The following is a 24,786-nucleotide window of genomic DNA, read 5'->3' as shown; positions in this document are numbered from 1 at the left end:
ACCTGCCGGGCATCAATGATCGAAACACTAATAACCAGTGTTTTATAGCTCTTGACCGGCTGTATTCAGCAGAATCCGGATGAGTGAGGAATATAATATTACTCACTTTACAGCTCCACAGCCTCAACCCACACCCTCGCCATCAGCATATCCCCAGCGGATGTCATATGCACCCCATCTGTCGTCAGCTTAATTTTACCTCCCGACTCCAGATACCGGAGGAATGCCTTATGCTCCGGCACAACAACTGCCTGGAACTGTTCAGCAAGCTCATGAACAGCCTCAACATATGGAGTAAGCAGCCTATTGCCTTCCGAATGAACATCCTCCTCTATGACAGTCGGCTCCATAAGCACAATTTCAGCTTTCGTCTTCTCTTTCACTTCTGTCAGCAAGTCTTCATACACTTCTTTAAATCGCTCAGGCCCTATCTGCACGATCCCAGGACTGTCCAGCTGCCGCCATACGTCATTTATACCAATTGAAATGGACACAAGATCCGGCTGAATATCAATGACATCCGCCTTCCAGCGGTCGGCAAGGTCAGTAACGCGGTTACCGCCGACACCTCTGTTGATAAACTCAAGCGCCTTTTCAGGAAATGCCGTCATATAATAGTCACGCAGATACCTTACATAACCGAATCCAATCTGTTCAGGATCCTCTCTTCTGCCATGATCCGTGATGCTGTCGCCGATAAATAAGATTTTTTTTGCTCCCATATGCTTCACCTGCTTTTATTTGATACTTTTTATATTAGCTAATCTCCCCGGGGATTCCTGCTGGTGAGATTAGGTTGCAGGCTGCATGACGTATTGTTCCGCTGATTGTCTGGGAAAAATGAGAACGCGAAGTCATTATATGGCTGAGAATTGGACTGCCGCTCAGCAGAAAGCTGTGTTAATAGGCAGAATCGTCATGCTGATGAGTATTAAAAGTTGATATAGCATAAAAAATGCCCCTCTATCATGTGATGGAGGGGCACTTCTCATTGTTTGAGATAGGATTCTATCTGTATCCAGTGCGATTCTACCGACTTTAGCTGTTATTCTACCAACTCTTCCGGTTATTCTACCAAACTCCCGACTGATTCTACCAATTCGGCTAGTTTTTCTACCAACCTTTTCAAACACTCTGTACAAATTGCATTTATTTCCAAAACCAATTCCTGGCCCTCCATTAAGTACTGCCAGACACTCAACTCATTGAATTTAGCAACTGATAATAGTTATACCCCTCTTTAGCTGTGAATCCTTCGCGCACCACTTTGCTCACTGCCTGGTGGCCAGCTTACCATTTCGGGGACAGCAACCCGAAATATCTCCTGAGAGTGCGCAGATGAATTTCGGCCTGGTCGTCCACCAGCCCGGCCAGGACTTCCCTGCCCACTACCATGAAATCATGGAAGAAAACTTCTTCGTCCTCGAGGGCGAGCTCGAAATCCATATCGACGGCGAGATCTTCAGCTGCCGGGAAGGCGACTTCATCCATGTTGAGCCGAAGAAAGTACATTATTTGGTGAATAAAGGAAAGGATGTTTTTAAAGGGGCGTTTATGCTGGCTCCTTATCAGATCAAGGATAAGGTGGATGTGGATTATAGGCCATAACTGCACGCAGGGACAGGGTTTCTGTCCCTGTTTTTTTGTTTATTGAGAATACGGGCATTTAGGGCCTTTCATCCAATAAAACTGTATCTTTTCCCCACCCGTTACGTCTAATGAAAAAAGGAGGGAATCTGATGAAGCGTATTTCGGCTATTGTGTGTTTCTCCCTGCTTCTCCTTTCCGGATGCCAGGAAAGCGGTCAAAGCGGGACGGCGTCAGGCAGCAGTCCCAAAGAGTTGGACGAACAATCTCAGCTTGTGGAGGATGCGCCCCGTTTTGTTGGTGAATTCCAGGAGAATATTCTTGATAAGTACACCAATAAGGTAAGAAACCTGCAAAACGGGACCGGTACTTATGATTACTTTATCCAGGACCATTTTTATGGCGATGGAAATCCCGTGCCTGTACAGGCCGGTGGAACTTTTAAAGGCTTTACCGTTCCAATGGATCAAGGCCAGAAATTGATCGTTGAGTTAGGCAAGTGGGACAAGTTTGGACGAAACACAGAAAAAATTGATTCACGGACTACTGCAGACGGCGGAGATACAGCAGTAAGCATTCCACAGCAGGAAAGCACCATTTTTTATTACCGGCTGGCTGTCATGGATGCCAGCGGGACGATCTTAAAGGAAAACTATTTTCCTTTGTACACTCCCTCAGATGAGAATCATATGATTGCCACAGCATCCAAATCTGTATACAAAACAGGGGAAACAGCAAGCATTTATTATGAAAACTGGGCGATGCATGGAATGGAAACCGGGTCAGCTTATGGGATCTATAAGCAAACATCTGATGGGTGGGAGCCTGCTAATAAAGGCATGGCATTTACTGATATTCTTATCATTATGTCTCCTTCAAGCATAAAAACAGAGCATATCAACCTTGCCGGTCTTGAAGAAGGGAATTATAAGGTTTTAAAAAGCTTCAGCAGGGAAGGAGAAACTGGTAATAGCAATGTAACCTTGGGAGTCGAGTTTAAGATCAAGGGAGGATGAAAAAGTTGAAGAAATTGCTGGTGTTGGCTGTTTTAATGTTTTCTTGTTTCTTTTCTTTTACTCAAAATACAGATGCATCCGGTTCGTTTAAGGATATTGAAAATCACTGGGCGAAAGAAGAGATGGAGTATTTGATTGGCAAAGGCGTGATCGGCGGGTATGCCGACGGCACCTTCAAGCCTAATGAATTTATCACCCGCGCACAAGCTGCCATTATGATCGGCCGCTCCAAAGAGCTGCCCGGAGAACCTGTGGATACGAGATTCAAGGATGTAAAGGCAAGTGTAGCCGGTTCAGGCTATATTCACGCTTTAACCGAAAGGGATATCATTGTCGGTTACCCGGATGGAACCTACCGGCCGCACCAGGCGGTTACTCGCGGGGATGCTAGCATCCACATTGACAGATCCAGCAGATTTGAAAATAAGACTGGCATAAAAAACCCTTTTAACGATGTTTCACTTGAAATGATGGCATATCCGCACATCATGAACCTGACCGGCAATGGAATCGCAGGCGGTTTTGCTGACGGAACCTTCCGTCCTAACCAGCCTATAACACGTGCGGAGTTCTCGGTGTTTATGGCGCGTGCTATTCAGTATGGCAGATAGTATCATTCCTCCCTGTGTAAAATTAAAACTCCTCCAAATCTGGTCATTTGGCTTAAGAGCCGGCTGATCAGCTAATTGGAGGAGTTTTTAGGTCTGCAATAACTTTATTTTAAATGATGCAAAGTGCCTGTCCTTCTAATCCTATTTCTTCAGTCTGTGCAGGAATAGGGCAAATTCACCGCGGGTTATGGATTGGCTGGTTCCGAATTGTTCTTTGGTTTTTCCTTGGGTTATATTATTTTCGATAAGAGCAGCTACAGGCTTTGTATAGCGGCCAGATACATCTTTGAATGGTATGCTGCTTTTTCCTGACTCCATTTTATAGGCTTCGGCAAGCATAATGGCCACCTCACCACGGGTGATGTTGTCCTGGGCTCCAAATGATGAGGCTGTTTTTCCGCTTACGATCCCTGCTGCCTTTAATGCATTGACAGCGCCTTCTGCACGTGCAGGGACATCCTTAAATCCAGAGCTTTTTGCCTTATCAAAATTAAGCTTCAAAGCATTTGCCAGCATGACAGCAGCATCTGCCCTTTTGATATTATGGCCGGTTCCAAACAAGGACGGAGTGATACCCTTTGCAATCCCTTCAGCTACCAGGTATTCTACTGAATCACGATACATTAACGGAACATCCTTGAATACCACTGACGGTCCTGGATTTGGTGCTGGTTCCGGGTTTGGATTTGGAGTTGGCGCTGGCTCAGGTGATGGATTCACAACACCGCCTCCTCCGGTCTTCTCATCTGTTGTAAACCGGTAAATCATAGACCGTCTTTCTGCACCAAATTCATCGGTCACATTCATATACCAAAAATGTTCTTTTGATTCTTCCAGTCCACTCCACTGCACAGAAGCGGTATCTCCTGATTTTAAATCTCGATTTTGGCCGATTTCTTTGTCAAAATATACATTAACAGCCACATAGTCGGTTGAAACGCGCTTATTGATGTCTGCTAAATCAAAGTCTTCTTTAAAAGCATCGATATTTTCATCAAAGAAATTATAGTCGTTTAAATAGGGAGAATACGTTTGAAAATCAACTTTTTCCGTTCCAGGGTCAAAAGTAAGCAGGCGCAAATATCCTTGTCCGCCCTCTGGTCCGCCCTGATAATCAGCAAGGACTTCCACCACTTCCCTTTTGGAACCGTCCTGATTTGTCAGCTCGGTAACACGGCGGTTCGCCCCATGATAGTGACCGCTTAAGATGAGCTTTACATTTTCATTCGGCACTACCACTTGATTGAACACATTTTGAGCCATATTTGAAAGGGTTGCATTATATTCTAGATAGGCATGCATCCCTATAATCGCATTTCTGTCTGAATGCTTTTCGAGTACTTCATTCGCCCATTGGATTGTCTCCTCTGTGTCTTCAAGACCAAATCCAACATAAAGTATAATGAAATCATGCCCGCCAAATGATACAAGGTCATAGTGGTTTCTATTATTATCCATTTGCCCTCCATACCAAGGATTATTCACATAGCGGTCTGCACCTACATATTTTTTGTAATAAGAGTAATCTATTCCATCTACTATGACATCATGATTTCCAGCAAGAACACCATAAGGAACGTTTGCTTCTTCCAGTTTTTTTAAATTTTCGTCTACAATTCTCCACTGATTTTCATCATCTGCGACATTCACAAGATCACCTGTATGGATGGCGTATTGGAATATGCCTTCTTTATATGAATCAACAATCCAATCACTCATTGATTCCCATATACCTGGATATGATTCAGAGTAATATTGTGTATCTGTAAACCAGAGAATTGAGAAAGGATCGTTCGGGCCAGCGACTTCATCCTGAACCATCGCTTGAATTTTGCCATCCTTTATAAATCTCTCTTTCTCCACTTCGGCGGCTAGAAGAATTTCGTTTTCATTTGGATTCCCTTTTTCGCGCTTTAAAGAAGTCCATTTTCCTGTCTGATAGTCCCAAGCATATAAGGTAATCATCCGGTTAGGCAGTGTTTTTCCTTTCCATAGCAATTCTACCTTGCTGCCAGCCGTGAGCTCCTCACCCACTTTAACTTCAAACCGGTGATACGGAAAGCCCTGCTCACTATCTGTCACAAGATATTTTTCGTCATCATAAGCAATCGCCTGCTGTTCATCAGCGCTAATCTCGGTTTCGCCTTCAGGCACGGCTGTCAAAGGGGGTTCCCGGTCAGCAATATTTTTAAATCCAGTTATACCCTTCTGGCTTGCAAAGTCATGGCTGGTTCCTTCCATGAAATCCACTGTTTTGATGGCATCGCCTGAAGGGTCCTTTACTATTGCGCTTAATCGGGGACTATGACTGACACCTTTGGAGAAATCGGCTGGTTTTACATCCACAGGCTCTTCTGGCATTTCTTCATTAATGATAAGGGTCTGCTCCGTACTCGTACTATTTCCTGCACCATCAAATGCAGTTATTTTTAAAATATGACTGCCCGCACTGATGGCAGAGGAAGAGGATGAAAACGGCATATTTATTTTCTCACCATCCAGCGTGGCCTCAATACTAGCGATTCCCGTTCCTGAATCTTCCGCTAAGAGAGAAAGTGAAAACTCCCCTTTTAAAACAGCATCTTTTTCCAGCTTGGTTCCATTCATTGAATTCTCAACCCCATGGATAACCGGCTCAGTATTGTCTACTGTAATGACAGCTTCCTGCTCCAGCACTCCATCCATGTCCATATACACCGTATGTTCTCCATCAGGAAGCACAGTGGTATCTATTGAAACATAGCGGGCTGTAAAATGCTTCTTAGGAATATTGAACTGAAATTCACTCTTCAGAGGCTTATTCATATTTGTATTAGTCGGTGCCGTCCCATCTCCAAGTCCATACCAAAGGTTTTCTGTGTATGGCACAGTTTGGATATTTAGATTCCCTGGAGTCTGTTTCACTGTTTCAGGTTTGAGCATTGTTCCATCAGGGAGGACTAGATGGATATTTCTTACATTAAAATCATCAAAATTGGTTTTGTTGAAATACTGATCATGTGTATCTGAATCATAAGGAACACTTTCACTCCCTGAATGAATGGAAACCGTCTGGGACTCAACAAAATATTCAGGCGCAAGACTGTATTTATACCAGGCACCATCCACATATTTTGGATAAATCCTTGTGAAATATTCTCTTCCCGCACCAGCCTTGATGGCACTGGCTGATGCCTGATAAATTTGATCAATTCCATTCGCCTGAAACCCGAACTGAGTGATTCCAGGCAGTGCCGGCCTAATAGAAAGATCCTTACTGTCCAGCTTCATCTGGATGTTGCTGGCTGCCGTTTCTCCATATGCGTAAACATTGAGGCTCCCTCTTACCATTTGCCCGTTCTTTACAGAAAGGCCGGGAGCAGGCAGTTCAGCGTTCTCTCCGCTCGGCTCTGTGACCGTTAGATGAAGGCCACGGGAGCTGTAAGGGAATTTCGTGATATTCCCGCTTTTATCTGCACCTTGGATCATATATCTGTAAATGCCTGTTTCGGATATTTGAATATTTCCTTCATAGATAAATTGGCCATTGCTTTCTTCTTTAAAATCCAATGGAACAGAGTGTTTAAAGTCCGTAATGGTCTCTGTCGACTCTCCGTAAAGGAAAGCTGCTTCTTCGAGTATTTCATCACTGGCTACCGTAATGCGTACCGGTTTGTTCTGTTCAGCCTGATAAGTCAACTGCTCATGTGATAACAGTGGTGATACCACGTCTTTGCCCGCTGGTTCAGAAACCTGTCGGGAATCTATGCTTCCCGGATTCCCAAAAGGCCTTGTATCCATTCGTTCCATTATTTTTCCTGATGCTGGATATGAGTATCTGATAACAGTATTTCGGATGCTGCGAACCTGAGCATCTGGGCTGCTGTCAGATGAAGCATCATACCAGGCTTCGATAATCGAGTCAGCTAACTGGTCTGAAGACGATAAAGCAAATCCTCGCTCAAGCGAATTTGGCAGGTTAAAATCTTCCGGCTTTCCATTATCATAGAGTAAGATGTCTTTTTCCGTCAGGGAGGAATTGAAGTGAATATTAAAATCTTCAACTGTCCCATAACCGGCAGAAATAGCTTCCTTTGCAAACCAGATTACAAAGGGCTTATGAGGTTGAATCACAGTGTCTTCCTGTATAGTCCATTTTTTAGGAGCAGTGGTTCCTGGATATAAATAAAATAGTGTATGCCCTTTTAAATTAATCGCTTCATCTGTCGTGTTGTACAATTCCATATATTCATATTGATTTCCTGAACCCTTTCTATAATCCCCCTCCGGATTCGGCATAATCTCAGTAATTAAAATAGATGGAATATTCTTCGGCTCTTCTCCGGATGCTACTGTAAAAGAATATTCCTGAGAGATGGCATTTTCCATTCCTTCAGCTTCTGCTTCAATATAGTAATGGAAAACCCCATCTGATAAGTCTTCAGCCGGTATCGTTATATGAAAAAGGCCGCTCTCGCCGCCAGCCATAGGATAAGGGGAAAATTCCTGCTGGCCGGCTGGCTTTATGTATAAGGTCGCAGACTCTGCCCCTTGAATAACAGCGGACAGGCTAACCTCATTCCCTGGCTTGACTTCGGTAATCGATGTATGTTCAATGGCTATAACTCTTGCAGAAGGTGGCACCTTTTGTTCTTCTTCTATGGCTCCTGGAGTAGGATCTGCCTTTTGTTTATACCGGTGAAGCTCTGTACCAGTTAAAGCAGGCTGCAAATGCACGCTTTTCCCATCTGCTACATCATCACTGTTATAATAAATCGCCGATTTAATGCTGGAAGGATTTCTTTTTTCCACAAGCTGGATTCCTCTGTCACTATTGTTCAATCCATCCTGTCCAGTCAGCGAAAAGATCTGCACGTCATCCTCCAAACCGTGGAAGGACCTGAAGTCTGCCTGTGTTAATTTTGCCGCATCGCCTGATATGCTTGGATTGGTCCTTTTCACCCATAGAACTGCAGCTTGTCCGGCAGGAAGCTCCACAGTTAAAGGATCCTCGCCAAAAGAGGTGACTTGCAGACTCTTTTTATTCGATCCATAGTCATACACAATTTCATATAAATCATTAAAAGAAATATCCTGATCGGTAGGATTGTACAGTTCTACATATTCAAAAAGATCATTAGAGCCCGCCCCTGCAATTTCAGTATGCTTGATGTCATCAGGATAAACCTCAGTCATAATTAAATCTGGCTTGCTCTCATCAGCCAGTACATTTCCCGCAACAGGCAGAAATGTAGCATTAGCCAAAGACAGTGCCATAGCCGCACTTAAAACCTTCTTCTTCACTTTCCATCCTCCTAGTTTAGTAATCTGTTTATCATATAGATAATTTTAACTACTAAACGTAAAGGGATAAGAACAATAATTACCTATATTCGTAACTAATTGTAAATTTTGTAAATTACGCAAATACGAAAAATGTTTGGAAAGCACTCACTTCTTTCTATTCGGGCATTAGCCCTTCCCCACATCTCCTGCTTTAGAAAGTAAAGATAAAAAAGGGCCATACTCCAAAAAAAGGAGTATGGCCCCGAACGTCTATTTCGCCCGATGAACGGTCAAATTCACTTTATTCGTTTCACAAACAAATGTAGAAAGATGGACTGGTTCGTCACTGGAATCAAAAGCAATCTTGACGATCCTGAATAGATTCGCGCCAATATCGCATTCCAGCAGTCTGGCGTGGTCTTTCGTGGCCCCGATCACATCAATGATTTTGTCATTGCTGATAATTTCAGTGCTGTAATCCTCCAGGAGGATCTGATAGGTGGATTCAAGCCTCGCGATTTTCTTTTCCAAATCAGGGAATCGCATGAGAGAGTAGTGTGCGATGTCGTAGAATAAAGGGCGGTCATTTACATACATCAGCCGCTCCAATTCAAGAACCGGGCTGCCTTCTTCAATGCGCAGGTGTCCGGCGACTTCCGCTGATGCTGATATGACTTCGCTTCTTAGTATCCGCGAGTTGGGGATCATCCCAAGCTGATGGCTGAATTCCGAGAAGCCGCTTACAGACAAAAGCTCGTTATGGAACTTATTTGATGTTACAAATGTCCCTCTGCGCGGTACGCGTGTAAGAGTTCCTTCATTCACTAATTCCTCAATGGCTTTACGGATCGTAATCCGGCTCACATTATAAATATCGCAAAGCTCTGCTTCTGTTGGAATTTGTTCATCCGGCTTGTACTTTCCGCTTTGGATGTCATTCTTCAGCATTTGCCTGATTTGCATATACAGCGGCTGAGGCGTTGAAGGATTTAAATTCATCTGGCTCATCCTTACCGTCAATAGATTGTTAAGATCTATTATACATTGATCTTACTCCCCAGTCACCAGGCACCAAAATATCCGATTGTTTTGGCGGCAGTCTTCGCGCCCAATTCCAAACAGCTTTCTATTGAAAGGCCTTTCAAAATACCGTAAGTAAACCCGGCTATAAATGAATCTCCCGCTCCCATCGTATCCACAACATCTGTATCCACTACACCATACTCATAAAAATCTCTTCCATCATAAGCAAGCGAGCCTTTTTCCCCCAAAGTGGCAACTGCTATTTTTGATCCCTTGCCAACAGCACTTTTTAAAAATTGGCGGATAAATGCATCATTTTCCTTATAAGAGAAGAAAGGATAATCAACATATGGCAGCAGGCTTTGAACCAGTTTATGGGCCAGCTGATCGGAAAAATCAAAGGACGTCAGCAGCCCTTTTTTCTTAAAAAGAGAAAAATAATTTTCCGCATGTCCCCATAGCCCGGCATGAACCAGCTGATGAGCGGCAATAAACTCAAGTTCCTCTCCTGTCAAAGCAAATTCGCTCATAACACCTTCATCATAGTCACCAAACCGCCGGTCATTGCCTTCCATATGTACATCTGTAACGGCTGTTTTTCCTTCCTTTATGGAAAGATGAGTTGTATCCACCCCCTTACCCTGGATGGCTTTGATCATTTCCTCCCCATAGTGGTCTGTGCCGACCCAGCCAATATACGCAGGTTCCGCTCCCAATGATTTTAAATAAACCGCCACATTTACCGGATTCCCCCCAGGATAAGCTTTACCGCTGTCCTTATAGACATCCATGCAGTTATCCCCGACTGTAACGACTTTCATGGTGCTGTCACTCCTTTCAGCTTAAGAAAGGAGCACTACCGCAAGCAGTGCTCTATCTTTCTTAATATTCCATTTTGCGATAATAGCGTCTGAGTTCCAAAGGATGGTTTCTCTCCCGCTCTAGGTAAACGCTGATGCGGCTGAGGACAGCCCAATTTATATTGACAGCGAAATGCTTCCTGAATTCATCACTGATCCCATCCATTTTAAAATCCTTCGTATCGATTACAGTCAGTTCTTTGGTGATCTTCTCAGCGAAACGCTCTACACGCTCGGCAAGCGGCCGGGTTTCATCTTCCCCTTTTAGCAGGATGACACTTGTATCTTCGACTACCAATTCAAGCGTGCCGTGGAAAAACTCTGCAGCATGGATCGATTTTGCGTGAATCCACTGCATCTCTTCCAAAATGCACATCGCATAAGAATACGTATTGCCCCATAGATTGCCTGAACCAACCATCATATGGTAGTCCGTATCTTTATGCTTTACAGCAAATTCCTCCGCTTTTTTATCGAAAGACTTTACTGCATCGAGAATGGCTCTCGGAAGCAATGATACCTCTTTCACGAATTGATCATATTGCGGAAACTCTTCATTGTTATGCATGAACCGGAAGGATACCATATATAAAAGCATAAAGAATGTATCAAAAGAATGCTTTTCAGATCCAGTTGTGATGCAGTAGTCGACGATTTTTGTCAGCGGCGTGTCCGCTTCAGCGACCAGAGCCAGAGTTGTTGCTCCTCTTTCCCTGCAGAATTCTGCGGCTGCCACCGTTTCCTCTGTTGTGCCTGACACAGAAGTGAAAATGCAGACAGAATCCTTTGTAAAATGCTTAGGATTCGTGGCCATGAATTCTGAAGCAATTTCTGCGCGGACATCAATGCTTGAGTGTGTTTTAAACATGTATTCATAAGGATACATCATGGCGATCGTACCGCCGGCGCCAATCATGTAAATATTGCTGTAGCCTTTTTGGCAGATACCATCAACAATCTTTTCAATTTTGCCCCTGTAGCCAAGGCCCTCTTTTTCTACTAGTTTCAAAAACAATTCTTCATCAAACTTCAACATGGGGAACACTCTCCTTATGAGTCTCTTGCTCGCGACTTTATTTGTTATGTCTTGTATTATAAATAAACATTACAAATAATTCAATCTTTTTTCTTTGAAAATTTATCAGGGAGTCAGCTATAACTAACTCCCCTTTTGCATTAGGCAACTATATTTTCCTTGCCAGCCTTTGAACCATACTTTCTTTCCCAATAATAGTAGACAGGCAGTCCTGTGGCGACGACGATAAGCGCCGCTATCATACCCTGGATCGGCGCCCAGGTAAAGGTTCCCCAGGCGAGCCAGGCAGCGCCGGCAATGGCCAGAATGGTTGTAATCCTCCATAAAGGCATCCGATAGACCGGCTTATAATCGTCTCTTTTCCGGCATTTATAAACGGCCGCAAAATCCATAATATTGATCAGGAGCTGGATAAGCGTAAAATACCCCAGCAGGGCAGTTAAATTGCCGAAGAAAACCAGGAAGCACGCATAAATGACCTGCACCAATATCGAAAAGCTTGGAGTTTCATATTTTGGATGAACCTTGGCAAAGCGCTGAAAAAACAAGCCATCCTTTGCCATCGCGTACTCCAGGCGAGGCTGGAACATGATGCATGAGCTCAAAGAACCGAGTATAACCACGATCGCTGTCACTCCTACGAATGAAGAAGCAATATCCGATAAACCCGGAATATACTTAACTGCATCAGAAACAGCAGCATTGGATTGAATCAGCTGTTCAAAAGGCATCAATCCGATTACACAGACTGCAAGCAGCGTATAAAGAGTAAGGATAATAAAGATAGACGTAATCAGCGCACGCGGCAGCACCTTGCCCGGATTCTTAAATTCCCCGGCCATAAAACAGATTGCCGCCATGCCTGTATATGCCCAGGTTGTAGCTGAAACCCCTCCGATTAAGCTTGTTTCCGTACTGCCGGATGCTGGAGTGTAAGAAAAGTTGCCTGGGTTCATATAGATAAAGCCAAGTGCAATGACAATCAGGAATGGAATGATTTTTACTGCTGTAATAATGACCTGAAAGAGGCCGCCTTCTTTTACGCTTCTGTAATGAATTGCTGTGATGGCCAAAATAATGGCGATTCCGAGCAGCTTTCCATTCATCCCGTCAAAGAATGGGAAGAAAGAAGCAACATACGAGACGATCGCAAGGGCCATAATCGAAATGCTTGGCGGATCAAGCGCCCAGAAGGTAGACCATCCATATAAGAAAGCCAATGGCCGCCAGCCTGCTTTATTTAGATATACGTAACCGCTTCCATTTTGCGGGTAGGCTGTAGACAGCTCTGCCAGCACCATGACTTGCGGAATAGCAATCAGCCCGCCGATGACCCAGGCCAAAATTGAAATAGTCGGGGTGCCGGCCGCTTTTGCCACTTCCCCTGTCGAAACAAATATACCGGATCCTATTGTCGTTCCAACCGCAATAGCCAGCGCAGCCCAAAATCCAAGCTTGCGTGTAAGAGCCCCATTACTCATTATGAGTTCCCCCAGTTTTAGAATGGAATAGTTCCATCTCTCTTAATTTTTTCACAGACTCTGAAATTATTTCCTTTGGATTCTTATAATAATCAGATCCCATAATCTCCAGGGTGCATGCCCCCTTATACCCGCTGCTTTCAAGAGACTCCATATACCCCCGCCAATCCAGCACTCCATCATCAAGGGCTAAATGGGCATCTGACACACCATCCCCATCTATCAAATGAAAATGCTTAACATCAGGAAGAGTGGAAAAATAATCTTCAGGCGTTTCCCCCGCGAGCTGCATCGCTACGGTATCGATCATTCCCGTCAGAGAAGATGATCGGATATCCTCAAGCATCCTCTTAACTCCCTCAACATCCATTACAAGATTGGTCTCAAACCTTGTTAACGGTTCCAAGACCAGATTCATCCCTTCCTTTTCCGCAATCTTTGCTAGCTGATGAATCGAATCAGCGGAATAATTCCACGATTCTCCCGTGCTCACAGAATAATCCCCAATGCCTGAAGTAATCAGCATCATATTGCAGTCCAGCTCCAGCGCAGCATATAAGTTATCCTTAAAGTACTCCACACTGCTTCTTCTCCAATCAGAATCGGACGCTGCAATATTATACGGATAAACACATTGCTCCGGTGTAAAGCAAACCAGCTCCATATTTCTCGATTTCAGCTCCCGCTTCATACTTCTTAAATGGCCAGGCAGATTTCTGTATACATAGAAATGCGGCTCTCCAGCCCATAACTCAATATGCCGGATATCAAGACTTGTCATGCACTCTAAAAACTCTTTAAACGGATAATGCCTGAATGTATTATTCATCCCGGCAAGCTTCATACAATCCCCCCTTATGAAAGCGTTATATTTGTTATGATTTGTATTATAGTTAGGTAATACAAAACAAGCAACACTTTTTTGAAAATTAAATATTTTAATCCGAAGGATATACATGAAAGGCACCTTGTCCCACATTAAGAAATGCATTAAAATTTACACATTAGGCTAAATCTAAGTACAAAGCTAGGAGCTGCCCTGTTGATAAAAAATTGGCTTTTCTTTCTCTTTCAAATGATCCTATTCACTATACTTCTCACCATCAACTACTTTGTCGATCAATATGTAAGCAGCCCCTATGATTCTGGTGACCTGTTCGGCATTGGAGAAATGCTGCTATTATTCATTCCGCTTGCCCTCCTTGCTGAAAAGGTATATAAACAATTTACAGATTTCCGTTTTTCCCATAAGGTGCTGTTAAGCATTCCAGCCCTTGCTGTTGCTGTCTTGATATCTGGTGTGGCATTGGGTCAAATACAGATTGGGTGAATTTATCAGATCTAATGAGAAATGCATAGCGGAGTATTGAAAAAAAGAACGCCTGATAATTACTTAAGAATAATCATCAGGCGTTCTTTTTTATGAGTTCCTCCAAAGCTTTGAAGTGTTTTTCCATGCGGCCTTTCCGATGCATAAAAATGGCAATAGGCCTTATCCTTATAACAGGATGAGGCTAAAAAAAACACCTAAATTGCAGCTTATGTTATCTAAAGTCTTGTATGAGTATGATATTGAAATCCCCATCAGATGAAACCCAATTAACAGAGTCAACATGAATCTGATCATCTAATTGAGGTAAGTCTGTTTTCTTCAACCAGAAGTGATTATTTTACATTCCCCTTTCTTTAACTTCTCCCCTATAGGAAGGGATGACATCTCCCCTCTTGCTCTTCCATATAGACCAAACCGCACAGCCAAACAAAATAACTCCAAACCCTGCAATCACAACACCCGGCGATATAATCTTCACAAAAGAAATCCCAATCATCGCAATGCCGACAATCAGATAATGATGAATAGCATGCAGGCGGAAGGTTTTCTGCTCTATGTGCCAAGCGTGGTGATAGCCTTGAAGGAATCCAAGTGTTGTCTGAAGCAGGAGTGCTATGTAAGGCAGAGAGTCCGCAGGCTGGCTGATGGTACCTGCCAGGATATAAACAGCTCCCATCCCTGCGTAGATGAACGGGTGATGGGAGCGATATTTATTGCCTTTGGTCTGATAAAGCCGGTAGCCGAAGGCAGCTGAGAAGGAGAATATGGCGAACAGCCAGCCAAACAGGGTAAATGACAGGGCCGCCTGTTTGAGCCATACAATATAATAAGGAAAAACGACAACCTGCCCGACCGACACCAACAGGGGGATGGCCTGTTCACTCTTGATTTTCATGTGCTGCTCCTTCTTTCAGGTAGTAATCATAAAAAAGATTTTGAAAAACTTCATTCGGGTCTCGTTTCAGCTTTTCCGCCTGGAACTGTTCCCACTCAGGGTACGCCTCTCTGAACTGCTCCTTCGTTTGATAATGGTAGTAAGGAAGATAGTAGGTTCCACCGTGTTCGAGTGTCAGGCTGGTCCACTTTTGGATGATTGCTTCCGCATCTGCTATCTGTTCTTCGCTTAGACCGTGCTGAATCAAAACGACCAGGCCCAGCATGTCTTCCTTGGCATAATTCAGGCTTGTTAGATCGTCTTTTGCTGCATAACGGACCGTAATATTATGGATTTTAAAATCTTCACCCTGATCAGAAGCTGGCAGCAGATTTTTTAATTCCTCCATATACTCCCCGTACTGATTGACAGGCACGAAAAATTCCTGCAGAACCTCTACCCGCCCCGGCTTCGTGAATTCCATGAACGCAGAGTTGCCGCGCATCACATTATTCCTGGTGATGTTTTTTCCATTCAGAGACCTTGCCATGAGCTTTTGATTGTTCCAGAACAGGTCCTCCCATATACCGCCTTGCCGGCCGACATCCATTGCAAGCTTGCCCATCCGTGCTCCTTTTTCTTCCTTAAGGGGCACAGATCTGTCCTGCCTTCCTGTGTGGTTATAATCCACCACGTACATTTCATCGAGGAAGGTACCCGGTGCGACGCTTATCCTTGCGTAATGCATAGCTGTGTCATCATGGTTCAGCAGATTGGTAAAATAGGATTCGTATTCATCCGTTTTCAGCTCTTCTGTATGGATGGTGTATACTTCATCCTCCGTAAGCTCCAGCGTGACATCCAGAATCACCCCAAATAGTCCGTATCCGCCAAACATATACTTCATCCATTCCTCCGAATCTTCCCTCGTTACTGTCTTAATTTCACCCGCAGGCGTCAGCACAGTCATTTCCTTTACAGTTCCCGCCATCGGACCGAAGCGGATATCCCTGCCATGGGCGTTCACCGACAAAGACCCTCCTATTGTAAAAATTGATTGTGACTGTGTAACCTTCAAGGCGAGCCCATCATCCTTCACGGCTTCCTGGACATCCTCCCAGGAAGCTCCGCTCTCCACCTTAACGGTTTTAGCTTCCTTATTGATTTCAAGTATCTTATTGAAAGCCCTCATATCTAAAATCACACCATTCCTGTAATAGGTATGGCCTCCCTGTGAATGCTGCAGCCCTGCAATCGAAATATGCCGGCCGTTTCTGTTGGCTTCTTTTACAATCCGCTGCAGTTCAAGGCGGTCATCTGCTTCGACCACCCGCTCAATCCGCTCTGGCAGAAGCCCTGTGTAATCTGTTGCGAGAGCACTTTGAGAAAGGCCATATTTGCGTGTTTCGATTGGGATGTTGAAAAGAATTAAGAGAAGGAATAGGCATACGATACTTCCTAGAAACCAGGGTTTTTTTATTAATCCGTTTATACTCTTCATTTTGTCACCTGTTTTATTAGTATTCATATAGCAGGATGGAGCCTATCCTTATCCTAGGCGTACAAACGTTATTAGCAATACTAAGCACAAGGCTGTTCCATTGAGCATAATTCCAGCTACTTTTATTCGGCCCTTACCGCCAAAGATAGCAGAAAGTACTCCAAGTATAGGAAAAACTGGCCATAAAAAAACAGTAAATTCCCCGAAAGCCCCAAAAGCTCCATTCATCGCCATAAAAATAATTAAAGGATACATAAAACAAAATAGTAAAAATAAAAACGAAAGTAAGACATACATTCTCTTCATGCGGTTTTCTCCTTGAAATCGTAAAATTTAAAATTTGCACATTAAATGTAAATTCTTTCGTATTTCAATCCACTGAAATACAATTAATGTGTAATATTACACTAATAATACCATAATGCACCAAAATAAAAAACAATTATTTAAGCCAGAGGGATAAGCCAGGGAGACAAGTCCCTTGGCTCGTTTTCCAAGTTTTGCTGAATGAGGGGACAGGTTCTGTTCCAGATATGGGATGGAAGCATAAGAGGCTGTATACCCTTAAAACAGGCTTTAGTTATATAACAGGCAGAAACTTTACAAGAAATTTTTATCTATTCATATACATAGAAGTGTGGAACTTTTTATATAGAGGAGACTGAGGATGAAGGGGGATCAAATCAGAGAAAAGGGAAAAACAAGATTTGTGCTGCAGTTCAGCCTTGGCATATCTATTCCTTTATTAATTGATTACTATATAATCAAATTTCTCTTACATTCATTTGAAATGGATTTTGTATTTGCAGAGGGGTTAATTGCTTGGATCATTTGTTTATTAGTAGGCGGTGCTAGGCAAGTATGCTTGGGGGAATTTGGAGAGGGACAGAGAATTATAGGTCCTATCCCCTGCCAAGGGTTATTTCAAAGGATGATCAAAAGTTTAATGAGTTCAACTTATCAATTACTTTTATAATATACAAAAGGGACAGCAGCCCTGCCCCCTCCGTGAAACATTTACGTGAAACAAGATAATTCGGGTGGTGCCTGTCACCGCTCTAACCGTTCAATCTCCTTCACAACTCTCCCAAACTCCTTCTCTCCCATACTACCCAGCCTCATATGATACCCCTCAAACGCCAGGTTCTCCGTAATCTTATTCGGCACAATCACACATCTAAGCCCAGCTGCAATGGCAGCTTTCGATCCATTCATAGAGTCTTCAAAAGCAATCGCTTCGGATGGTTCAATCCCGAAATGGCTGATAACATTCCTGTAGAGAGCCGGATCCGGCTTTACCTTCTCTACATCATCAGAAGTCTGGATGTAATCGAAGTACTGTAGGAAGTTCAATTCTTTCAAAAAGAAGGTGACCCATTCCCGGTTGGAGCTGGAGGCGAGTCCGATTTTCAGTCCTCTGCTTTTGGCTTCTTTCAAATAATCTTCAACCCCTTCACGGGCAATGGGAGATTGAAGTTTTTCCTTATGTAAAATATGAGATCTCTCGATGATTTCTTCGATTGTCATGGTGCCGTTTGATTTTTCCATGATGTATTCATACAGGCCTTTTGAATCTGTGCCGATGAAGTGAGCATAGTCGGCAATCGGCATTTCACTGTGGTCAATTGCGAGCATGTCGCAGAATGCTTCGTAAAGGGCATATTCTGTGTCGATGATCAGTCCATCAAAATCGCAGACGATTGCTTTAATCATAGGTTCCACCTTCCTCTTTCTTCTATTTGTCCTCGCTTAAAATCAAACTGCCTTCCCCATACTGCCCCATCCAATCCTGCCTGAAAGCTTTTACGTTGTCTTCGATGGATGGAATGTTGACGAGCGCCTCAATCAGTTCCGGTGATGCGGTGATTCCGTGCGAGCCTGCCAGGCAGACATTGTGGATCTGCTGGACGTTTTTAAAGCTGGCGGCCAGGATTTCACAAGATAAGTTGTGCTTTGAGAAAATCTCAGTAATCTCTGCGACTACCTTCGCACCATTGCCAGTAAGGTTGTCGATCCTGTTAACGTAAGGAGCCACATAATCGGCGCCGGCTTTGGCAGCCAGATAGGCGTTCATTGGTGTATAAACCGTTGTTGCCAGTGTGCGGATGCCCTCTGCCTTCAGCATTTTAATCGCTTTGATGCCTTCCATGGTGACAGGAATTTTTACGACAACGTTCCCCGATACAGCTTCACAGAGCCAGCGGGCTTCTTCTGCCATTCCTTCTGCATCCCCGGCAATCGTCTGGGCAAACAGCTCTTTTTCCTCCCCGATAACAGCTCTGATTTCCTTAAGCAAAGGCAGGAAAGGCTTTTTTTCCTTTACGACGATGCTCGGATTGGTGGTAACCCCGTCTATCGGAAAAAAATCCACGAGCTTCTTAATGCTTTCAACATTTGCTGAATCAATGACTAATCTCATATTTTTTGCCCTCCTAAAAATAATAGCCTAACTCTTGGATGACAAAAGTTAAGCTATTGTTTTTTATTCATTATGAGTAGATCCGGATTATGTCCCCAGCATTGACTTCCTGGATTTCACTGTCTTCCAGGTACAGGGTGCCTGGCAGCTCCGGAGTTTGTGAGCCGTCGAATTTCAGGGTAATATGGCCGAGTGAGGAAAGATTTTGTTTCACAGCATCGCCGACAGAAGTAACTTTATATTCATTGCTGCCGATCTGCAGGGTATCGCCTGCTGCAATCTCGCCTTCAACCCCTTTTACATCGATCAGGAGGCAGTATTCAGCCAGTTCAGCTGGAGCATTATCCCCGAAAAGGATGAACATTTTTTCACCGAAAAATTCAGTTACAGAAGGGCCGATGCTGTTGATTTTGGTTTCGAATTTCGTTGTCATGGTTGTGTCTCTCCTTTGGATCATATTTCTCTATTAGGGACGGGAGCTCCAGGTGCAAGTGCACTCGTGAAGCTCCTTATCCTATTTTCATTTTCTATTATTTAACATCAATCATACAAGCCAAAGCTTGCGAGCCAGGCAATGAAGACGGTCGGCGCCCCTGTGAGGAATCTGGAGTAGAGGACAGATGGCACCCCTACTTCTACTGTTTCAACCTCTGCTTCTGCAAGTCCAAGTCCTACTGGTACGAAGTCAGCAGCAGCTTGAGCATTGATGGCGAACAGGGCCGGCAATGCAAGGTGGGCCGGGATGTTTCCTTTTCCGATTTCAACCCCGATCAATGTTCCGACTACCTGGGCAATAACAGCGCCAGGGCCTAAGAATGGGGAGAGGAGCGGGAATGAGCAGACAAGTGCGATGACGATAAGCCCCCATACAGAACCTGCGAAAGGTGACAGGAATTTCGCGAATACGTCGCCGATTCCTGATTCCAGGATGACCCCGATGAGCATGGCTACGAATGCCATGAACGGAAGGATCGTTTTGATCACTGTATCAATGGCATCACGGCCTGCCTGATAGAAGACGCTTGTGATTGAGCCCATTGCCATACCGACTCTTGCCATCAATCCTTTTGGCTTCTGCTGTTCACTGATTTTCTTGTCTGAGCTGTATTTAGGTGTTTTGATCCCTTCAGCTGCCTCTTCCTGTACCGACATTGCCGGAGCCGCTGCTCCTTCAGCATCTGCCAGCTGGATATTTTCCGCCTTTACGCCGGAAACGTAGATATCTTCTGTAATATGCTTGGCCAATGGACCGCTCTGACCCGTCGGCATGATGTTGATTGTCGGGATGCGCTTTTGCGGGTATAGTCCACAGCGCAGTGTGCCGCCGCAGTCGATGATGACGCATGCCATTTCTTTTTCCGGTACAGATGTCTTAAAGCCGTCGACAAGCTCACAGCCTGTTAATTCAGCAATTTTATCCGCAATCTCCGGCCTTTGACCGCCGGTAATATAGACGACTTTATTTTTCTCGTCTGTTGGTGTTATTACTAAAGGTCCGCCAAATCCGCCGGCGCCCTTTGAAATTTTGATTGATTGAAAAGCTGTCATGTTTCCCACCACCTAAGATTCTATAGTTGAACGGTATCTTTTAGTTTTACGTTTTGCTGCTTGGCTACATAAGAAGTTGTCAGGTCAGTGATCCAGCCTCTTAAGAAGTTGGTGAAAATCCCGACAAGGAAGTAGCGGAGAGCAAGCTCGGTTACATCATGTCCCAGTGTTGTGATCCCTGCTGAAATCCCGAGGAATACGAACAGCTCACCCGGGTTAACGTGCGGGAATAATCCGTTGTGCGTGTGGCATGAATAGGATGCTGCTGCATAATAGCTCGGCTTATATTTTTCCGGAAGAAATCTTCCCAGTGATAATGTCATAGGATTGGCAAGGACGAATGTCCCGATGATCGGCAGAACGAAATATCTTGTAAATGCGTTTTTTCCTGATTTTCTTGCCAGTTTTTCGACACGCTCTTCGCCGACGAGGCGGACAAGCGCGTTCATGGCAACCAATAGCATGATCAATAGCGGTACAATATCTGTGACAAGGCTGACAAAGGTTTCCCCGCCTGTGCGGAATAAGTTCATGAACCCTTCAGCTAAATTGATGATAAAATCCATCTCTTCACCCTCTTCTCATTTCTTTCTTTTTTGGCATGATATAGTCGATCCAGCCTTTTTTCACCTGCAGCTCGCCGCCCTTGGAGATGATGTCATAGCTCTTGAGCGCATCAGCAATTGCAAGCTGGGTCAATTTATCATGGCCTTTGAAATCTTCATCGGAAATCTTCAGCAGGTATTTCCCCTCAAACCCATTCAGGTCCTTGACCTTGGAAAAAACGGTCACACCCTGCATTTTTGCTGCCTTCAGAATTTTATTCCTTTTATCAATAGCGAACATGACAACCGTCCCTGCGCGCAATTTCCCTGTTCTTTTGCCGATGGCCACCCGTCCGAGCGACCTCATTTCGGCATACTTTTTATTAAAATGCTTGATCTGGAAAAACCCGAGGATGCTCTGGACCAGCCAGGCGATCCCAATCAGTATGATTAAAAATAGAATCATCTTCTCAGCCCCTTTCCCTGTTTGACCGTTCGATGCTGGAGACAAAATCCTCATAGGATCCTGCCTGCACCAGCTGTGCGATGAGCTCTTCATTATTAGCAATCCCGATGATTTCATCATAGATTTTGACAATCAGGCTTTCATTGCATTCATTCTGTTCCTCCGGCAACCCGAGCAGGAACACAAGCCTGACTTCCCTGCCATTCTCCATGACCCCCTCCGGGAAAATCCCGACCGCCAGCTCAATGTCATTGGACTGCTGATTGAAGGTGTGCGGAAAGGCGATATAGCGGTCAAATACCATTGATCCCTTCTCTTCCCTTTCCTTCAGCCGCTCCTTGAATCCAAGGTCAAGGCGGCCAATTTCAGTCAGCTCGTTTACCATATGGAAGACGTTTTCGTGATAGCCCTTAGAGCTGTCCAGCTGGAAAAATGACTCTTTCGCAAGCAGCTGGGCCATTACAGATTGATACTCGCTGCCATTTTGAATGTTGAGCCTCTGTCTGTAGGCCGCTTTCTCAATCTCCCTCTTCACACGGCTTTCATCGAATATTTCATTGATCATGATAAAAGGTGCATGGGTCTCAAAGGGCAGCTTTACGGTTGAAAAAACAAGATCATATGAATCCAGGACTTCCTTCACTGCATCCTTTTCGGCAAAAAGATTGATTTCTGTATCCTGGTTCAGGATGCGCTCCAGCTGGATGCTGACGAGCTTTGCCGTCCCCCGGCCGGTCCCGCAGACGACTGCTGCTTTTTGGAAGCGCTTGACCTTGATATCGCTTTGGCCGATGAAGACCCCGAAGTAAAAGGCCAGATATCCAAGTTCATCCTCCGGCACCTCGAGCCCATATCTGCTCTCGATCACCTGTCCGGCAATTTCCGCCATCTTGTAGGCAACCGGATATTTTTCCTTCACATCGGCGAGCAGTGCGTTCTTCAGGCGCAGCCCGAAAATCAGCCGGTTCAGCATAAAGGTCAAGTGGTACAGGAGATCCTGAAAGAAGGATTCATTCTGCTCAATGATTTCCTTTTTAAAGCCAACCTGTTCTAGGATCTGTTCAAGCAGCCGCCTTACATCATCGGTAATCGCAATATCGGCCAGCGTCCGATTGTTTGTCGGCGTCCGCCTTCCCGCGATCGGAATCGTGATGAACAGAGCCTCGGCTTCAGGGATTTCTATCGGGAGCTGCTTTTGAATCGCTTCAACGATTTCAAGCGCGATCCCGTGCTCCTGTGTGCCGATCAGCTTTTTATGCTTTTCCTCGATAGCTTCAAGATGATGATTTTTCAAAAGCCGGTCCAGCATGATGATGATGAATTCCATCAGCCTCTCCTGGGTAGGAGATTCGAGATTATACTCATGCGAGATTCTCTCAATCGATTCCGTAATATCTTCATCAAGCGGATAATCGCTATACAGCACATCATACAGATGATCAAGGATGTAGAAGCGCAGGTCCAATTCCCTGCCGCTCAGCTCCATCCCCCTGTTCGGCTTGCCGTGGATGATGAGCTTGTATGTCTCAAGGGAAACGGCTGCCTTTTTCAGCTCATTGACGAGCGTTGTGCGGCCCAAGTGCATTTCCTCAGCCAGATCATCCAGTGTATACGTTTCTTCGCTGTTGATGAGCCGGTCGATGATGAAGCCGATCCGGCCCTTTTGCGAATTCAGCGAGCTATCTTCCGGGCTGCTTTCTTCCAGATAAGATTGGAACGCTTTCATATTATTGATATCGAAACGGAAGCCTTTTCCTCTTTCATTGAAAAAAGAAGCAATTCCGTTCAGGTCTTCATTCAGCTGTTTGATGTAATTCCTGATCGTCCTGGTGCCCACACCCATTGCCTCTGCAAGCTCATCAAGTGAGTGATAGGTTTTTGTCCGGGCAATTGCCAGCATCTTTGCTGCACGTTCATCTATCATTCTGTCAGACATTTTTATCACCCCTATTTATATGGAAGCCGGACGGTCTGCCCGCTGGCCGGCTTCCATAAAGGCGAAATAACGTCTTTTCAAAGCATCAGCCGCGGGATTTACCGCCTGAAATATTAAAAGTTGTCCCTGTTACATAGCCTGCACGGTCAGAAGCCAGATAAGAAACCAAATCAGCAATTTCTGTCAGCTTTCCTTCGCGCCCAAGCGGGATCGATTTGCTGTAATCAGTTGAAAGGCCATCAACCGTCACACCGCGTGTGTACGCTAATGCTTCATTATAAGCATCTGTCCTCAGGCCAGTCGTTTCAATGATACCAGGGGCAATCGCAACGACACGAATATTGTGTTTGCCAAGCTCCTTCGCCCATGCCCTTGTAAAAGCAATCACCGCTCCCTTTGTCGCTGAATAGCAGCTCTGTCCGGCAGAACCTTCCTGGCCAGCCTCTGAAGATACATTGATAATCACGCCGCCGCTCTGCTGCAGCATCTTCTTCGCAGAAGCCTGGGCAAACAGATAAGGACCCTTCTGATTTACAGCAACCATGAAATCAAAGTCTTTTTCACTTAACTCATATTCCGGCTTTTCTCCCTTGTCGTCAACCAAAAGTCTAGGAAGATTCACACCTGCATTATTCACTAGGATATCCAAAGACCCGAACAGCTCAACCGTCTTCGCAACCGCCTGGTCAACGCTCTCCTTCTTCGTCACATCACACTGAATAAAATAAGAACCGTTTTCCTGCTTGCCTTCACTCCCATTCAAATCGGCAACCACAACCTTCACGCCGTTCTTCAGGAGTTCATTCGTAATATGTGAACCGATGCCCGAAGCACCACCCGTAACAATCGCAACCTTCTCTTCCAAACCAAGCCAAGAACCGCTCATCTGTCATTCCTCCTCACCAAGTTGAAAACACTTACAATTTCTAATTTCAGTATAGTAATAGAACAGGAAATGATTAATACAGACTTTTTCACTCAAGTGTGAAAATGGGTGTATGAATTGGCCAGGGGTCCGCGGTGGGCCAGGGGGTCGGGTTCCTTGGCCCGTTTTTTGGGCCAGGGGGTCAGGTCCCTTGGCTCGTTGGGTCAGATCCCTTGGCTCGTTTGGCAGGCGAGAGGCCAGGTCTCTTTCCCAAGGTGCAGGATGGAAGCAGAAGAGGCTGCATATGTGTAAAAGGCTTGCCACCTGCGGCCACCGGGTAATTAATCAAACGTTTGATTAAAGGCTAACTTGTATCCATATAAAACAGGCTGTAGTTATATAACCAGACAAAAACTTAAC

Annotated in this window: 23 protein-coding genes; 5 read left to right on the top strand and 18 right to left on the bottom strand. The window is 44.7% G+C overall.

Annotation, left to right across the window (positions count from 1 at the left end):
• Window positions 1–107: 107 nt before the first annotated feature.
• On the bottom strand, window positions 108–722 hold the full coding sequence (locus tag RBB45_RS14660) for an SGNH/GDSL hydrolase family protein (protein ID WP_009792858.1): 615 nt from the start codon (window positions 720–722) through the stop codon (window positions 108–110).
• 616 nt (window positions 723–1,338) lie between these two features.
• On the opposite strand from RBB45_RS14660, the gene RBB45_RS14655 reads away from it, so the two are divergent.
• The 3 genes from RBB45_RS14655 to RBB45_RS14645 all read left to right on the top strand — a co-directional run bounded on the left by RBB45_RS14655 (window position 1,339) and on the right by RBB45_RS14645 (window position 3,214).
• A complete protein-coding gene (locus tag RBB45_RS14655) occupies window positions 1,339–1,608 on the top strand; it encodes a cupin domain-containing protein (protein ID WP_371931594.1) in 270 nt (89 codons plus the stop codon).
• 131 nt (window positions 1,609–1,739) lie between these two features.
• On the top strand, window positions 1,740–2,603 hold the full coding sequence (locus RBB45_RS14650; RefSeq protein WP_306009810.1) for an immunoglobulin-like domain-containing protein: 864 nt from the start codon (window positions 1,740–1,742) through the stop codon (window positions 2,601–2,603).
• Window positions 2,604–2,608: 5 nt separating this feature from the next.
• Window positions 2,609–3,214, top strand: a complete 606-nt coding sequence (locus tag RBB45_RS14645) for an S-layer homology domain-containing protein (RefSeq protein ID WP_306009809.1) — start codon at window positions 2,609–2,611, stop codon at window positions 3,212–3,214.
• Window positions 3,215–3,355: 141 nt separating this feature from the next.
• Here RBB45_RS14645 and RBB45_RS14640 read toward each other — a convergent pair whose 3' ends face one another.
• The 6 genes from RBB45_RS14640 to RBB45_RS14615 all read right to left on the bottom strand — a co-directional run bounded on the left by RBB45_RS14640 (window position 3,356) and on the right by RBB45_RS14615 (window position 13,723).
• The gene (locus RBB45_RS14640; protein WP_306009808.1) at window positions 3,356–8,497 is read right to left on the bottom strand and encodes an S-layer homology domain-containing protein; all 5,142 of its coding nucleotides are present in this window, start codon (window positions 8,495–8,497) and stop codon (window positions 3,356–3,358) included.
• Between the two features lie 252 nt (window positions 8,498–8,749).
• Window positions 8,750–9,478, bottom strand: coding sequence for a GntR family transcriptional regulator (locus RBB45_RS14635; protein ID WP_306009807.1), 729 nt, complete (start codon window positions 9,476–9,478; stop codon window positions 8,750–8,752).
• A 62-nt stretch (window positions 9,479–9,540) separates the two neighbouring features.
• Window positions 9,541–10,323, bottom strand: coding sequence for a fructoselysine 6-kinase (frlD, locus tag RBB45_RS14630; protein ID WP_306009806.1), 783 nt, complete (start codon window positions 10,321–10,323; stop codon window positions 9,541–9,543).
• A gap of 61 nt (window positions 10,324–10,384) precedes the next feature.
• Entirely contained in the window at window positions 10,385–11,398 is a 1,014-nt protein-coding gene (locus tag RBB45_RS14625) for an SIS domain-containing protein (RefSeq protein WP_306009805.1), read from the bottom strand.
• 140 nt (window positions 11,399–11,538) lie between these two features.
• Window positions 11,539–12,879 (bottom strand): amino acid permease, encoded by a 1,341-nt coding sequence (locus RBB45_RS14620; RefSeq protein ID WP_094768681.1) that lies wholly within the window; start codon window positions 12,877–12,879, stop codon window positions 11,539–11,541.
• Complete coding sequence (locus RBB45_RS14615) at window positions 12,872–13,723, bottom strand: sugar phosphate isomerase/epimerase family protein (RefSeq protein WP_306009804.1); 852 nt, start codon at window positions 13,721–13,723, stop codon at window positions 12,872–12,874. Before RBB45_RS14615 ends, RBB45_RS14620 begins: the two co-directional genes overlap by 8 nt.
• 198 nt (window positions 13,724–13,921) lie before the next feature.
• On the opposite strand from RBB45_RS14615, the gene RBB45_RS14610 reads away from it, so the two are divergent.
• A complete protein-coding gene (locus RBB45_RS14610) occupies window positions 13,922–14,209 on the top strand; it encodes a hypothetical protein (protein WP_022544441.1) in 288 nt (95 codons plus the stop codon).
• Window positions 14,210–14,549: 340 nt separating this feature from the next.
• On the opposite strand, the gene RBB45_RS14605 is transcribed toward RBB45_RS14610, so the two are convergent.
• The 3 genes from RBB45_RS14605 to RBB45_RS14595 are packed head-to-tail and all read right to left on the bottom strand — an operon-like array spanning window position 14,550 to window position 16,893.
• Entirely contained in the window at window positions 14,550–15,107 is a 558-nt protein-coding gene (locus tag RBB45_RS14605) for a hypothetical protein (RefSeq protein ID WP_009792845.1), read from the bottom strand.
• Window positions 15,091–16,587, bottom strand: coding sequence for an FAD-binding oxidoreductase (locus tag RBB45_RS14600; protein WP_306009803.1), 1,497 nt, complete (start codon window positions 16,585–16,587; stop codon window positions 15,091–15,093). The genes RBB45_RS14605 and RBB45_RS14600 overlap by 17 nt, the downstream gene beginning before the upstream one ends.
• A 48-nt stretch (window positions 16,588–16,635) precedes the next feature.
• Window positions 16,636–16,893 carry a hypothetical protein gene (locus RBB45_RS14595; protein WP_306009802.1) on the bottom strand — a complete coding sequence of 86 codons (258 nt, stop codon included), beginning with the start codon at window positions 16,891–16,893 and terminating at the stop codon, window positions 16,636–16,638.
• A 361-nt stretch (window positions 16,894–17,254) separates the two neighbouring features.
• On the opposite strand from RBB45_RS14595, the gene RBB45_RS14590 reads away from it, so the two are divergent.
• Window positions 17,255–17,563 (top strand): hypothetical protein, encoded by a 309-nt coding sequence (locus RBB45_RS14590; protein WP_306009801.1) that lies wholly within the window; start codon window positions 17,255–17,257, stop codon window positions 17,561–17,563.
• Window positions 17,564–17,637: 74 nt separating this feature from the next.
• Here RBB45_RS14590 and RBB45_RS14585 read toward each other — a convergent pair whose 3' ends face one another.
• The 8 genes from RBB45_RS14585 to RBB45_RS14550 all read right to left on the bottom strand — a co-directional run bounded on the left by RBB45_RS14585 (window position 17,638) and on the right by RBB45_RS14550 (window position 24,387).
• Window positions 17,638–18,300 carry an HAD family hydrolase gene (locus tag RBB45_RS14585; protein ID WP_306009800.1) on the bottom strand — a complete coding sequence of 221 codons (663 nt, stop codon included), beginning with the start codon at window positions 18,298–18,300 and terminating at the stop codon, window positions 17,638–17,640.
• A gap of 22 nt (window positions 18,301–18,322) precedes the next feature.
• The gene (locus RBB45_RS14580; RefSeq protein ID WP_306009799.1) at window positions 18,323–19,006 is read right to left on the bottom strand and encodes a fructose-6-phosphate aldolase; all 684 of its coding nucleotides are present in this window, start codon (window positions 19,004–19,006) and stop codon (window positions 18,323–18,325) included.
• A 70-nt stretch (window positions 19,007–19,076) separates the two neighbouring features.
• Window positions 19,077–19,439, bottom strand: coding sequence for a PTS glucitol/sorbitol transporter subunit IIA (locus RBB45_RS14575; protein WP_306009798.1), 363 nt, complete (start codon window positions 19,437–19,439; stop codon window positions 19,077–19,079).
• 107 nt (window positions 19,440–19,546) lie between these two features.
• Window positions 19,547–20,554, bottom strand: a complete 1,008-nt coding sequence (gene srlE, locus RBB45_RS14570; RefSeq protein WP_094769736.1) for a PTS glucitol/sorbitol transporter subunit IIB — start codon at window positions 20,552–20,554, stop codon at window positions 19,547–19,549.
• Between the two features lie 20 nt (window positions 20,555–20,574).
• Window positions 20,575–21,120 (bottom strand): PTS glucitol/sorbitol transporter subunit IIC, encoded by a 546-nt coding sequence (gene srlA, locus RBB45_RS14565; RefSeq protein ID WP_306009797.1) that lies wholly within the window; start codon window positions 21,118–21,120, stop codon window positions 20,575–20,577.
• Window positions 21,121–21,124: 4 nt separating this feature from the next.
• Window positions 21,125–21,565, bottom strand: coding sequence for a transcriptional regulator GutM (locus tag RBB45_RS14560; RefSeq protein ID WP_009792836.1), 441 nt, complete (start codon window positions 21,563–21,565; stop codon window positions 21,125–21,127).
• A gap of 4 nt (window positions 21,566–21,569) precedes the next feature.
• Window positions 21,570–23,501 (bottom strand): BglG family transcription antiterminator, encoded by a 1,932-nt coding sequence (locus RBB45_RS14555; protein ID WP_306009796.1) that lies wholly within the window; start codon window positions 23,499–23,501, stop codon window positions 21,570–21,572.
• Between the two features lie 85 nt (window positions 23,502–23,586).
• Window positions 23,587–24,387, bottom strand: a complete 801-nt coding sequence (locus RBB45_RS14550) for an SDR family oxidoreductase (protein WP_306009795.1) — start codon at window positions 24,385–24,387, stop codon at window positions 23,587–23,589.
• Window positions 24,388–24,786 lie beyond the last annotated feature (399 nt).

The sequence above is a fragment of the Bacillus sp. MMSF_3328 genome (assembly GCF_030733525.1).
Lineage (GTDB): Bacteria > Bacillota > Bacilli > Bacillales > Cytobacillaceae > Bacillus_AB > Bacillus_AB infantis.
The sequence above is the reverse complement of the archived record's forward strand: the minus strand, read 5'-3'. Positions and strand labels throughout refer to the sequence as shown.